Raw genomic sequence first — 13004 nt, 5'->3', positions numbered from 1 at the left:
GCTGAAAACCCCGTCATTGCAGGTCTGACAGACAATGGCTCAGTCACTCTTTTTGATCTGAGATAAATATAAAACGATGAAGGAGCTCGATTTGAGATGACTTCATCGTTTTATTTTTGAAACAGCAGTTTCTGATACAAGAGTGGCGCAGCAGACCATCGTGCTCCACTATTTTGTCCGTCCGGTTGGGAAGTAACCATGCAGAGACCATCCGCAGTCAACGAGAGCCCGCTGAGTGTTGCAGAACGGGAAAAGCTGGAAGCCCAGTATTCCGAAATCGCAACTCTGGCCGGCGGCCTGGCGCATGAAATCAAAAACCCGCTCTCCACGATGAGCATGAACCTCGAACTGCTCACTGAAGATCTGGAGACACTGGATGTCCCTTCCCGACATCGCATGCTGAAAAAAGTCGAAAGCGTGCAGCGGGAATGCAAGCATCTGCAGGAGATCCTGGATGCCTTCCTGCAGTTTGCCCGGGTAGGCAAACTGGCACTGACTACTGCCAACCTGAATTCCCTGGTCAGCGACTTCATCGACTTCTTCCGCCCTCAGGCCAATGAAGCCGGCATCGAAATCAGCCCGCACTTCGACGCGGACCTGCCTGCGGTCCAGATCGATCCCGCTCTGTTTCGGCAGGTGTTGATGAACCTGGCGCTGAACGTGGTTCAGGCAATGCCCGATGGCGGTCTGATCGAATTACAGACTTCACATCGGGATGGCACCGTCTACCTCGATATCATCGATAACGGTAAAGGCATCGATGAAAAGGTTAAGTCGCGGATGTTCGACGCCTTCTTTTCCACGAAAGCGGGAGGCAGTGGCCTGGGACTGCCCACGGTCAAAAAGATCGTCGACGCCCATCACGGCACGATTGAATGTGACAGTGAACCCGGTCGCGGGACGCGGTTTACCATTTCCTTCCCCGTTTGCTGAAGAATGGTTCCCTGCACAATTTCATTACATTTTCGACTTGAATAAGATGTATTCTGTCCGTCCGGCTGTGCTCTTTCCTGCAGGAAAACATGGCGACGGCGGTCAGCCCCTGATAACAATATTATAGGTTCGTAACTGATAGAAGGCAGAAAGTCTGCTCGATGAGCGCGAAAGACGCCCCGGAAACTGATCTTGAATCAATCGTGATTCGTGTCCTGATCATTGATGACGATGAAGCACATGCCCAGGCGGTGGCAGAAAGCCTGGAGCGGGTCGGCTGCGAGTGTAAAATCGCTACCTCAGGGGAGCAGGGCGCCAAGCTGATTGAACGCGAGACTGCAGACATCGTGATCACCGATCTGCGCATGGATGGTGTCGATGGTCTCTCGATCCTTCGCACTGCCAAGGAAGAACTTCCCGACGCCGAAGTCATCGTGTTGACCGGGCACGGTTCGATCAACTCTGCCGTGACTGCGATGCAGCTCGGGGCCTATACCTATCTCACCAAGCCACTGGATATCAGCGAACTCCGCAACGCGGTCGAAAAGGCGTCCACACGCGTCCGTCTCATGCGACGCAATGCAGAACTCCATCGCCGCCTGGATGAAAAATTCGGCTTCGAAGGCGTGATCGGCAACACGCCCCAGATGCATAAGATTGTCGAAAAGCTGAAGAATGTCGCTTCCACGAACAGCACCGTGCTGATTGAAGGCGAGAGCGGCACCGGGAAAGAACTCGTTGCCCGGGCCATTCACCAGAACAGTGAGCGAAAGAGCAAGCCTTTCGTCCCCCTTAACATCTCGGCACTGCCGGACAGTATTCTGGAGAGTGAACTCTTCGGACACGAGCAGGGAGCCTTTACCGGTGCCGTCGGAAAGCGGATTGGTAAGTTCGAGCATGCCAACGGGGGAACCCTCTTTCTGGATGAAGTCGGCGAAATGCCGATGCAGACCCAGATCAAACTGCTCCGCGTTCTCGAAGACCGTAAGATCGCCCGCCTGGGAACCAATGAAGAGATCAGTCTCAACGTTCGCCTGGTGGCTGCAACGAATGCGGATCTGCTCGAAATGGTGAAGACGGGAACCTTCCGACAGGATCTGTACTACCGGCTGTCAGTGGTAAAAATCGAACTGCCCCCACTGCGGGAACGGCGGGGGGACATACCGCTGCTGACTGATCATTTCCTGAAAGAGCTTTCCGCCCAATACGACAAGCCTTACGAAGGGGTTTCGCGGGCTGCCCGTCGCGCACTGATGTCATACGACTGGCCTGGCAATATCCGTCAGCTCCGCAATGCCGCCGAGCGAATGCTGGTGCTGGACACCGATGGCATTCTGGATCTGGACGACCTGCCTGAAGAGATCGTACCTGTCGCGGGACCGGATGGAGACAGCAGCTATACCTCGGATCGTTCCGGGGCTGATTTTCTCATTGGTCGTCCTTTCTCTGAGGTAGAACGCTACTACATTGAGCGGGCTCTCGATCTCGCGGACGGCAAGCGGGAAGAAGCAGCCAAGATGCTGGGCATCGGTGAGCGAACCCTCTACCGGAAGCTCAAAGAGTACCAAAAGCAGAAAGAAGAGCAGGGGGGCGTCTGACCCTCGTTGCCAGCCTCTCCTCAAGCCCTGTTTCGCTCTCGATTTGACGCAGTGAACAGACCTTGTTGCTGTCTTCCTATTCTGAAGTCCCTCAATTCTTCTCCATCTGTCTTTCGGGTGCCTTCTTGGGTGCTTGTTCTGTAAGTCATTATTCAGTAATGGTATAAGTGTTGTGGGTGTTTGCGCAAACTGCTACAGCCCAGCCCTGTTTCTGCCCAGATTCGGCGGAAAAATGAATAATTTTCTGCGACATCTTGACAAATATTGACGATCCGTCAAAATAATGACGCTATGAGTACACGAGAACGCAAACAACGTGAAATTCAGGAACGCGAGGCCAAAATCCTCGAATGCGCCCGTCCCATGTTCATTGAGGGGGGCTATAACGGTCTGAATATGGACCGCCTGACCAGCATGCTCGAGTACTCCAAGGGGACGATCTACAATCACTTCTCCTGTAAGGAAGAGATCATTATCACCCTCGCGATCCAGACGCTGGAAAAGCGACTGGCGATGTTCGAAAAGGCGTCCCTGTACCAGGGGACATCGCGCGAGCGTATTACCGCCATCGGAACCGCTGCTGAACTGTTTGTAAAACTCTACCCCGATCACTTCCGGGTTGAACAGACGATTCGCCTCGATTCCATCTGGGAAAAGACCTCAGAGGAACGTCGGAAGATTATGGCCAATTGTGAACATCGCTGCATGGGGGTTGTAGGAGGCATTGTTCGCGATGCCATTGCCCGGGATGAACTTGTCCTGGGCGATCACGCAACTCCCGAAGAAATCGTCTTCGGTCTCTGGTCGCTCTCCTTCGGGGGCTATTCGATCATCGCCACCAGTAATTCGCTGGATGAAATCGGAATTTCTGCACCCTTCGAAATGCTGCGTCGTAATTTCAATCGTTTTCTGGATGGAATCGATTGGCAGCCGCTCAGTTCTATCGTCGACTACGATGCGGTCTTTGATCGTGTCAGCGAGGAGGTGTTTGGAAATGAACTCCAGCAGATCTCTGTCTGAAACGCTTTTTTTTGTTCCAAAGTTGACGAATCGTCAATTCGTCTCACACCTGTTCAGGCGACTGAGACTCCCGTTGATACTCGCGCTGATGGTCTGTCTGACCGGCGGTTACTGGTTGTTTCACAAGCAGGCCTTCTCCACAGAAGTCACCGCGAAACAGCAGTCCCAGGAGCAGGGGATTCCCGTTGAAGTTGTAGAGCTGAAACCCGTCGGTTCATTTGCGCGGAAACGTACCTATACCGGAAAAGTTGAAGCTGCACGTACCAGCGAACTCTCACTGGAACGCAGCGGCAAGCTGATTGAGATCAATGTGGACGAAGGAGATCCAGTCAAAGCCGATATGATCCTGGCCCGGCTCGATACCCGTCACCTGAAGATTGTCCGTCAGAAGCTCCAGGCAGAGCGGGATGCCGCCCAGGCCAAGCTGGATGAACTCCTCGCCGGTCCCCGTCCCCAGACCATTGCCGCCGCGGAGGCCACCGTCAGACAGCTGATAGCCAAGCTGAAAAATCTGCAGGCAGATCATGCCCGCAACGAACAACTGCTGGAACGCAATGCGATCTCCAAGGCTGTGTATGAAGCTTCGCAGTACGATGTCCAGCAGCAGCAGGCGCAGCTCGATGCGGCGAAGAGTCAGCTCTCGGAATTAAAGGAAGGGACGCGCAAGGAGCAGCTGGATGCTCAGAAAGCGGTCGTCGCTAATCTGGATGCTCAGCTGGCCGACAACCAGATCGATCTGGAAGACACGGTACTCAAAGCACCATTCTCCGGACGCATCTCGAAACGCTATGCAGATGAAGGAACTGTGATTTCCCCCGAGACACCGCTACTGCGACTGGTAGAAGATCAACAGCTTGAAGCCCACATCGGGGTGCCGGTCGAAATGACACCCGGTCTGAAGCGTGGCGCCCGTCAGCAGGTACAACTCAATGGCAAAACATACCAGTCAACTCTGAAAGCGGTGCTGCCTGAACTCGATCCGGTGACCCGCACTCGTGAAGTCGTGCTGGCACTCGATAAACAGGCTGCCGAGCAGTTGATTCCCGGTCAGGTGATTCGTCTCGCGATGGAAGAGCCTGTGGAAATGCGGGGCTTCTGGCTGCCACTCAGTGCCCTGGCACGAGGGGAACGTGGCCTCTGGTCGGCGTATGCTGTCGTACCGGGGAAAGTGGAAGGGGAATTGATTCTGGAGAAACGGCAGATCGAAGTTCTGCATACGGAAGGCGACCGGGTCCTCGTCCGGGGGACATTGAAATCAGGAGACCGGATGGTCGTAGATGGAATTCATAAACTGGCGAATAACCAACGGGTGGTGATCAAATCCGATTCCTGATTTACGGAATCACTGATCCAGTTCAATAGCGCACGTTGAGCCGTAGCCTGCAACCTTTCAGGACAGAATGGGAAAATCAGAAATGCTGGAAGGCTTATTCTATCGTAACCGCCGCTTGCTGATTCTGTTGATGGCCCTGATTGCCGTTGCCGGACTGTCGAGCTTCTATATCCTGCCCCGTATGGAAGATCCTGTGCTCACCAAACGCTCGGCCCTGGTGCAGACCCGCTTCCCCGGTGCCGATGCCACTCGCGTCGAATCGTTGGTCTCTGAAAGAATCGAAGAAGAACTCCGTGAGATTGACGAAATCAAAGAACTGCGGTCCATCTCCCGCTCGGGAATGTCCACGATTACTATCGAACTCCGCGACGATGTCTACGAGGTAGACGAAGTCTGGTCACGGATTCGCGATAAAATCGATGATGCCCGTGTCGAGTTCCCCTCGGGAGCGAAAGAGCCCGACTTCGAAGAGATGGACGTCAAAGCTTATGCCCTGATCGTGGCGCTGGTTTGGGATAATCCAAACCCGGTTAACTACGCCGTGCTCCGTCGGTCGGCGAAACAGCTGGAAGACCGCCTGCGGGCCGTTTCCGGCACCGAAGACATCGATACCTTTGGTGATCCCGATGAAGAGATCCTGGTCGAGATTCAACCAGACCGGGTGGCGACGCTTGGGTTGAGTGTTGAGCAAATCGCCCGGCAGGTGGAAGCCTCGGACGCTAAGCTCACAGCAGGCTTGCTACGGGGACAGAAAAGCGATCTGCTGATCGATGTCGATTCCGAACTCGATTCTCTGGCGCGAATCGCCCGGACTCCGGTGCAGTTCGGCTCGGAAGGACATTCGGTTCAACTGGGAGATATCGCCACGATTCACAAAGGGGTAGCACAGCCCTTGAGCAGCCTGGTGGTCGCTGATGGGAAACCCGCGGTGACCCTGGGGATGTTCGTTCGGGACAGCATGCGCATCGATCACTGGAGTCAGGAGGCGAAAAACGTCATTCGCGAGTTTGAACAGTCACTTGCCGATGATGTGCAGGTGCAGATGCTGTTCGACCAGAATCGCTACGTTGAGGCCCGTTTGAGTGGACTGATTTGGAACCTGCTGTTTGGCGGACTGGCTGTAATTGTGGTGATCGTCTTCATGATGGGCTGGCGGAATGCACTGGTGATTGGCACCGCATTGCCTCTGTCAGCCTTCATGGTTCTCGCAGGGCTGCGGATGCTTGATATTCCCATTCATCAGATGTCGGTGACCGGGCTGATTATCGCACTGGGGCTGCTGATCGACAACGCGATTGTGGTGGTCGATGAAGTCCGTTCCAAGCTGCATGCCCGTATGGCTCCCGAGGATGCCGTGATCTCAACGGTCCGGCATCTGGCGGTTCCCCTGCTGGGATCAACCCTGACCACGGCCCTGGCATTTGCGCCAATCGCACTCATGCCCGGACCAGCGGGAGAATTTGTAGGCTCAATCGCGATCAGCGTGATTCTGGCAATCTGCAGTTCGTTCTTCCTCGCGATGACGGTCATCCCCGCGATCGCAGCCCTGTTTGCTGATCCTGAAGAAGATCCGGAGACCGGTCACTGGTGGCAGGTGGGCTTCAGTCATGCAGGCCTGCGGAACGCCTATTCCAAATCACTCGATTTTCTGTTTTCCAAACCGTTACTTGGCGTGGGGCTGGGCTGCATCCTGCCGATCAGTGGCTTCATCGTGGCCGGTTCTTTGCCCGAACAGTTCTTTCCTCCTGCCGACCGAGATCAGATCAACATTGAGCTGGAACTCAGCGCGCATGCTTCCCTCGCAGAAACTCGGGAGACCATCGCGGCCATCCGTGAGGTCGTGCTCGAACATCCCCAGGTCAGAGGGATCGAATGGTTTCTGGGTGAGAGTGCCCCTCAGTTCTATTACAACATCATCGCCAAGCGGGAGAACAGTTCCAATTTCGCCCAGGCACTGGTGCAGCTCAACTCAGCACATGGCGGACGACAGCTGATTCACGAACTGCAGCAGGAACTGGATCGAAAAGTACCGCATTCGCGGGTTCTCGTTCGTCAACTCGAGCAGGGCCCCCCCTTTGATGCGCCGATTGAAGTCCGGCTGTTCGGCCCCGATCTGCATCAACTCAGCCAGAGTGGCGATGAACTTCGCACCATTCTCAGCAAAACTCCTGATGTCCTGCATCACAAAGCGGAACTGGCCGACCCGCTTCCCAAACTCACACTCAAGATCGATGAAGAGCAGGCACGGCTCGCGGGACTGGACCATGCTGAGATTTCCCGGCAACTCAATGCGGCCCTCGAAGGGACATTAGGCGGCAGCATTCTGGAAGAGACCGAAGAGCTGCCCGTGCGAATTCGCGTGCCCCACGACCGCCGGGGTTCGCTTGAGAATATCGCATCACTACAGCTGATCTCCAGTAAGAAAACCCCTGACGGCCAGGCACAGTATGTTCCCCTGACTGCGATTGCCGACGTCAGAATGTCATCTGAGATCGCAGCAATTTCTCATTTCAACGGCGAACGCATGAACGAAGTGCAGGCATATATCAAAGCCGGCGTGCTCCCCGCAAAAGTGCTGGCTGATTTTCAGAAACGACTGCAGCAGGCCGGCTATGAGCTCCCGCCCGGCTATCGCCTGGAATGGGGTGGGGAGGCTTCCAAGCGGGATGACGCCGTAGGGAACCTGATGGCTAACGTCGGCGTGTTGATGGTGTTGATGGTTGCCACACTGGTGCTCTCGTTTTCCTCGTTTCGAGTTGCAGGACTGGTGGGGGCCGTGGGGATTCTCTCGATCGGTCTGGGACTGGGAATGCTCTGGCTGTTTGGCTTCCCCTTCGGTTTCATGGCGATCGTCGGCTCGATGGGGCTGGCGGGGGTCGCGATTAACGATGCCATCGTGGTGCTCGCGGAGCTCCGGGCGAATCCACGGGCCAACAAAGGGGATCGGGTTGTCGTCCGCGATGTCGTTCTGCGTTCAACACGGCACGTCGTCGCGACCTCACTGACGACGGTCGCCGGATTCATTCCCCTGGTGCTGGCGGGAGGTGGCTTCTGGCCTCCTCTGGCGATTACGATCGCAGGGGGCGTCGGTGGGGCGACCTTACTGGCACTCTATTTCATTCCCTCGGCTTACATACTGGTGATGTGTCGCAACTGTCCCTTACGGGCAGGCGCAGAGGATCCGGTTCCCGAAGGAGAGGGCTCGACACTCCTCTCGAAGCTCAAAGACCGCTTACCCGCTTTACGATAAATCGTTCAGAGTTTTCGTGCATCCCGGTGTGAGATTGATTACGATCAAGGCTGGTAAAGCCTTTCTTTAATCAACTGAAATCCCGGGAGAGATGATGCGTCACCGCCTGCTTTTTGCCCTGATCGTTCTGACATCCTGGTTCAGTGCCAGCATTTCTAAATCAGCAGAACCGGCAGCAGAACCGGAAATCGTCAAACAGGTCGTTGCCGTCAAGAACGTTTGCGCCTGGCCTAATCTCACGCTGCTCCCCGATGGAACGATCGTTGTGGTATTCCACAATCAACCCAGTCATGGACAGCAGGAAGGGGACATTGACTGCTGGGCCAGCTCCAATGGCATTGCTTGGGAGAAACGGAGTACCATTACCCGGCACAAACCGGGGACGGTGCGGATGAATCACGCTGCGGGAGTCGCCCACAACGGCGATCTGGTTGTTCTCTGTTCCGGCTGGACCAATCACAAACAACCAGAGCGACCCAAACAGGCCCCGTTTCGCGATGACATTATGCTCAACTGGGTATTGCGTTCCCGGGATGGGGGACGTACCTGGGAACAGCGGGATGCCTTTCCAGCTGCCGAGCCCGGCTGGTCGGAATACATTCCCTTTGGCGATATCTGGGCGGGCAGTGATGGTGCCTTACACGTCTCCTGCTATCAGGGCAAGTTCAAAGATCCCACCCAGTCCACGCGCACCAGTGGCTGGCGTTCCTGGCATTTTCGCAGTGAAGACGACGGCTGGACCTGGCAGCCGGTTTCCATCATCGGCGACCGACACAATGAGACCGACCTGTTTCGGTTGGGAGATAACAAGTGGCTGGCCGCAGCCCGTGTGGACAAGATGGAGTTGATTCGCAGCGACGATAATGGAGCTACCTGGCAGAAACCGCTGCCTGTGACTGAACGCAACGAAATCAACGGGCACCTGCTGCGGCTGAAGGACGGGCGATTATTGCTCAGTTACGGGGTGCGGGTAAACGGTAATCGTGGTGTCTGTGCCAAACTCAGCAGTGATGACGGTCAGACCTGGAGCAGTCCCCTGCGACTGGCCCATACTGCCGATGGTGGGGACTGTGGCTATCCCTCCAGCGTTCAGAAAGCGAACGGCGACATTGTGACCGCCTGGTATTCGAACAATTCGCCCCTGCATCAAGGTTATCACCTGGGAGTGACGGTCTGGAAAGCACCGGCGGGACAGGTGAAGTAATCAGGATCATGGATAGTGAATATAACCAGTTTCTCTAAAAGCCAATAAAAAAGCCGCCTGCTGAAATCCGTTCGAGGAAACAGCAGACGGCGAATACGTCTCAACAGTAGTTCGAAGAAGGTTACTTCTTCAGACTCACGCGCACCAGTTCCTTATCGTTGCGGGCGAACAGCGATTGATTTGCAAACGCAGGATGGCTCCAGACGACGGGACGCCCGAAGGCTTCATTCGTCGGCTCCAGCACGTGGAAGCGGCTGATTTCCTTGTATCCGCTGGGAGACAGGTCCGCGAGCACCAGGTCTCCCTTCTCGGTAAACAGGAAGAAATGATCGTCGTGTTTGACGATAAAGGCCGTCGCGTGACGGTCTCGACGACCAGCCTGAGTTACTTCCTTGGAGGCCCACAGGCGTTTGCCGTCTTTGAGGTTAACCGCGATAAAGTCTCCCGACTGAATGTCACTGCCGTAGATTGTGTCTCCCACAATGAACGGTGTGCTGTTGCAGCAGAACAGTGCTTCGCGGGTCTTACCTTTCCAGGCAATTTCCGGCTTGGCTTTTCCCTTCAGTTCGATCCAGGCCGCTTCGTCGCCGATTCCGGAGACATACAGAAAATCTTCCTGTTTCCGGGGAACCGTCACCGACATGTTGTACTGCGGCTTGAGAGGGAGTGACCAGTAGACCTGACCCGTTTCAGGATTGAGTGAATTCAGAGACTTCGGATGCCAGATCAATAATTGTTTGACACCTTCATGAGTGATCATGGTCGGCGGGCAGTAACCGATGTCATCGTTGTCCAGGGCACGCCAGAGTTCTTTGCCAGTGTTTTTATCAAATGCCACTGCAACTGAACCCGGACCACCAACCAGGCAGTAAACCACATCACCATCAACAAGCGGGCTGGCTGCATGTCCCCAGAACGGTGTTTTGGACTGGTATTCCTTTTTGAAATCTTTGCTCCAGACTACCTTTCCGGTTGCGGTGTCCAGACAGGTGAAATTCCCTTCTGCTCCGAGAGCATAGACTTTGCCGTCTGCTACGGTGGGAGTACAACGGGGGCCGGCTGCATAGGAAATATCGTAGGGGCAACTGTAGGCGTATTCCCAGATTGTTTTGCCATTCTCAGCAGAAACGCAGAGCACGCGTTCCTGACCTTCAATCTTGGAAGTGCCCCCCGGGTTATTGACCACTTCGCCTGAATCTTTGACATAGTCCAGCACGTAGACTTTGTCGTCAACGACAGCTGGGCCACTATAGCCCAGGCCGACAGGCACACGCCATTCGACTTTCAGGCCTGATTGCGGAAACGAGTCGACGATATCCTCAGCTTCCCAGATACTGGAGCGGTCCGATCCCAGCCATTGAGACCAGTCTTCCGCGGAAGTGAGCGCGGTGCTGAATAGGACGATGGCGGCACAGGAGAAAAATCGCAAAAGCATGTGTGAGTGTTCCTTATTGCTGGCGGCAGCTGTTGAGAGACTTTTGTGTAGACACAATGTCCCACCGTGTTGAAATTCCATGTCCCGATTATACCTGTCAGCGCGTTGCAGATCATCCTGATAGGCATTTCAGTCTGAATTCCAGCAGACTCGGGTGAGATAGACAGTTTAGAAATCAGAGACCTCGGTTTCTGATCGAGACTTTGACTCTGTGGAATTCAGCAGAGAGATGCAAGCATAAGGCGAGATATTCCAGCGGGTTATGCAGTGTAGGAATCTGTTCAATGGCAGGATTTTCTATTGCTGACTCCTCTGTTAAAAATCAGGGATAGTGAACATTATCTGCGGGCCTAAGTAGTTGGCAGGCGTGGCATTAACCACATATTAATAAATCATTAATAAACAAGGCTGTAACGAAGGTTAAGTAAGTTGTTGTAAATTAATGTTTTACGAAGAATTCATTGTAAATATTTTGATTATTCGAAATTATTTGTTTAAATAAAAACACTACTGTTCAACTAATAGTGTTCTATTGGAGGTAGTGTACTTGATCGGTAAGGGATTGCCTGATGTTAGACCCTTTCAGCTTTCATTTCTTATTTCAAAATTTCAACAGCTTTTCTTAGCACACCAGATGTGGTGTGGCTCTATTTTTCCTTTTTCTATTCCTTGGTGCGGGAGGCGTTATGTTGATGACAAACAAGCGGAAATACCAAAAGGGCTTTACTCTGATTGAGCTACTGGTTGTGATCGCGATTATTGCAATCTTGATTGCCCTGTTACTGCCGGCGGTGCAGTCAGCGCGTGAAGCGGCACGACGCAGTACCTGTAAAAACAATCTGAAACAGATTGGACTGGCGCTGCACAATTATCATGAGACACATGGGGTTTTTCCTCCGGGATCCATTGTCACTCTGACCAATGGGGGAAGTGGTAACACGGTCCGCTGGCGGGATTGGATGGAGGCCGGCAGCATGTCTCCCGTGAGCTATCACGGTACGAGCTGGATGTTGCAGATCCTGCCCTTTGTCGATCAGGCTAATGTCTACAACCAGTGGAACTTCAACACCAACGTGATGGGCAACCGTGCGGTCGCAGAAACCGACATCCCGATCTTTTACTGTCCGACCCGCCGCAGCAAGGTTCGCAAAGTCGATCAGAAACTGCAACTGGATGAAACGCCCGGTTCCACCACGATCACCAACCCCTTCCAGAAAGGGGGGAACGACTACGGCGGGTGTAAAGGTGCCGGAAACGGCTTCGGTGACGGTTTCAACGGCACTGGTCATGAATCACTGGGAGTCGGTGCAAGCAGTGAATGGATGGGGACATTCTCGGGCGGACACCTGGGCATTTTCTATCCCAACAGCGATACCCAGATACGCGACGTGAAGGACGGAACTACGAATACCCTGATGACAGGTGAAATGCAGCGTCTGCGCGGAAACGACGCTTCGCTGAGTCTGGACGGCTGGGCCGCAGGGGGAGTCGCGAATATCTTCGACACCGATACGGCAGGCAGCAGCTCAGAAAACGGCAGTGGAAATAACCGCGGTATTAATGGCGGCCAGTACGAGGCGCCTGGCAGCGACCATGTAGGGGGCGCTCATTTCGGCATGGCCGATGGCTCCGTCCGGTTTATCAGTGAGAACATTGATAACACCACCTTTAACCGGATTGGCACCGCCGACGGGAATAAAGTTGCAGGTGAGTTCTAAACTATAGCTGACGAAAATGGTCTAACCTGACGGGGGTAGGCACAGCATTCTTTAGAGACGCTGTGTCTGCCTGCAGTCTCAATAATTCAGCCTGAAAAGGATCGCGAAATATGCAGAAACTGAAATTAATCTCGTCGGCCGGTTTATGTCTGGGAATCATGCTGTTGTGCACCGCCTGCGGTGGCAGTGATACGCCGGACCTGGGGAATGTAACAGGGACCATTACCATGGATGGGGCACCGCTGGCGGATGCTTATGTCACGTTCATGCCGGATACCGTCCGGGCTTCATCGGGGAAAACCGACAGCGCCGGCAAATATGAGCTGGTCTATATTCGTGATGAAAAAGGGGCGGCCCTGGGGGACCATAAGGTCGTTGTCAGCAAGCTGGTCAATGAAAAAGAGACGATCCCTGCGAATTACAGCGACGAAACGGAACTGACTGCCCAGGTGAAATCCGGAGAGAATGAAATTAATTTTGATCTCTCTTCTAATTGATTGGCGAGGAGGCTTC

Annotated in this window: 9 protein-coding genes; 8 read left to right on the top strand and 1 reads right to left on the bottom strand. The window is 54.2% G+C overall.

What is annotated here, in order from left to right; genetic code table 11:
* The first annotated feature begins 198 nt into the window (after positions 1-198).
* From FYZ48_RS16270 to FYZ48_RS16245, 6 genes are all read left to right on the top strand, one after another.
* Positions 199-933, top strand: a complete 735-nt coding sequence (locus FYZ48_RS16270; RefSeq protein WP_149342186.1) for a sensor histidine kinase — start codon at positions 199-201, stop codon at positions 931-933.
* A gap of 161 nt (positions 934-1094) precedes the next feature.
* A complete protein-coding gene (locus tag FYZ48_RS16265) occupies positions 1095-2531 on the top strand; it encodes a sigma-54-dependent transcriptional regulator (RefSeq protein ID WP_145186037.1) in 1437 nt (478 codons plus the stop codon).
* A gap of 291 nt (positions 2532-2822) precedes the next feature.
* A complete protein-coding gene (locus tag FYZ48_RS16260; RefSeq protein ID WP_149342184.1) occupies positions 2823-3551 on the top strand; it encodes a TetR/AcrR family transcriptional regulator in 729 nt (242 codons plus the stop codon).
* A gap of 73 nt (positions 3552-3624) precedes the next feature.
* Positions 3625-4884, top strand: a complete 1260-nt coding sequence (locus tag FYZ48_RS16255) for an efflux RND transporter periplasmic adaptor subunit (protein ID WP_187782058.1) — start codon at positions 3625-3627, stop codon at positions 4882-4884.
* Between the two features lie 82 nt (positions 4885-4966).
* Positions 4967-8134, top strand: coding sequence for an efflux RND transporter permease subunit (locus tag FYZ48_RS16250; RefSeq protein WP_149342425.1), 3168 nt, complete (start codon positions 4967-4969; stop codon positions 8132-8134).
* Between the two features lie 91 nt (positions 8135-8225).
* Positions 8226-9338, top strand: a complete 1113-nt coding sequence (locus tag FYZ48_RS16245; RefSeq protein ID WP_149342179.1) for a sialidase family protein — start codon at positions 8226-8228, stop codon at positions 9336-9338.
* A gap of 121 nt (positions 9339-9459) precedes the next feature.
* Here the strand turns inward: FYZ48_RS16245 and FYZ48_RS16240 are convergent, their stop codons facing one another.
* A complete protein-coding gene (locus tag FYZ48_RS16240; protein ID WP_149342177.1) occupies positions 9460-10773 on the bottom strand; it encodes an outer membrane protein assembly factor BamB family protein in 1314 nt (437 codons plus the stop codon).
* 692 nt (positions 10774-11465) lie between these two features.
* On the opposite strand from FYZ48_RS16240, the gene FYZ48_RS16235 reads away from it, so the two are divergent.
* Positions 11466-12491: a DUF1559 domain-containing protein gene (locus FYZ48_RS16235; RefSeq protein ID WP_149342423.1), complete on the top strand. Its 1026-nt coding sequence runs from the start codon at positions 11466-11468 to the stop codon at positions 12489-12491.
* 110 nt (positions 12492-12601) lie between these two features.
* Positions 12602-12988, top strand: a complete 387-nt coding sequence (locus FYZ48_RS16230; protein WP_149342175.1) for a hypothetical protein — start codon at positions 12602-12604, stop codon at positions 12986-12988.
* Positions 12989-13004: the final 16 nt, after the last annotated feature.

The organism is Gimesia chilikensis (assembly GCF_008329715.1).
Taxonomy (GTDB): Bacteria; Planctomycetota; Planctomycetia; order Planctomycetales; family Planctomycetaceae; genus Gimesia; species Gimesia chilikensis.
The sequence above is the reverse complement of the archived record's forward strand: the minus strand, read 5'-3'. Positions and strand labels throughout refer to the sequence as shown.

Excerpts from the sequence above, each read along its gene's own strand:
- FYZ48_RS16235 (WP_149342423.1), top strand. The coding sequence starts at position 11,466 with ATGACAAACAAGCGGAAATACCAAAAGGGCTTTACTCTGATTGAGCTA.
- FYZ48_RS16250 (WP_149342425.1), top strand. The coding sequence starts at position 4,967 with ATGCTGGAAGGCTTATTCTATCGTAACCGCCGCTTGCTGATTCTGTTG.
- FYZ48_RS16270 (WP_149342186.1), top strand. The coding sequence starts at position 199 with ATGCAGAGACCATCCGCAGTCAACGAGAGCCCGCTGAGTGTTGCAGAA.
- FYZ48_RS16260 (WP_149342184.1), top strand. The coding sequence starts at position 2,823 with ATGAGTACACGAGAACGCAAACAACGTGAAATTCAGGAACGCGAGGCC.
- FYZ48_RS16265 (WP_145186037.1), top strand. The coding sequence starts at position 1,095 with ATGAGCGCGAAAGACGCCCCGGAAACTGATCTTGAATCAATCGTGATT.
- FYZ48_RS16240 (WP_149342177.1), bottom strand. The coding sequence starts at position 10,773 with ATGCTTTTGCGATTTTTCTCCTGTGCCGCCATCGTCCTATTCAGCACC.
- FYZ48_RS16230 (WP_149342175.1), top strand. The coding sequence starts at position 12,602 with ATGCAGAAACTGAAATTAATCTCGTCGGCCGGTTTATGTCTGGGAATC.
- FYZ48_RS16245 (WP_149342179.1), top strand. The coding sequence starts at position 8,226 with ATGATGCGTCACCGCCTGCTTTTTGCCCTGATCGTTCTGACATCCTGG.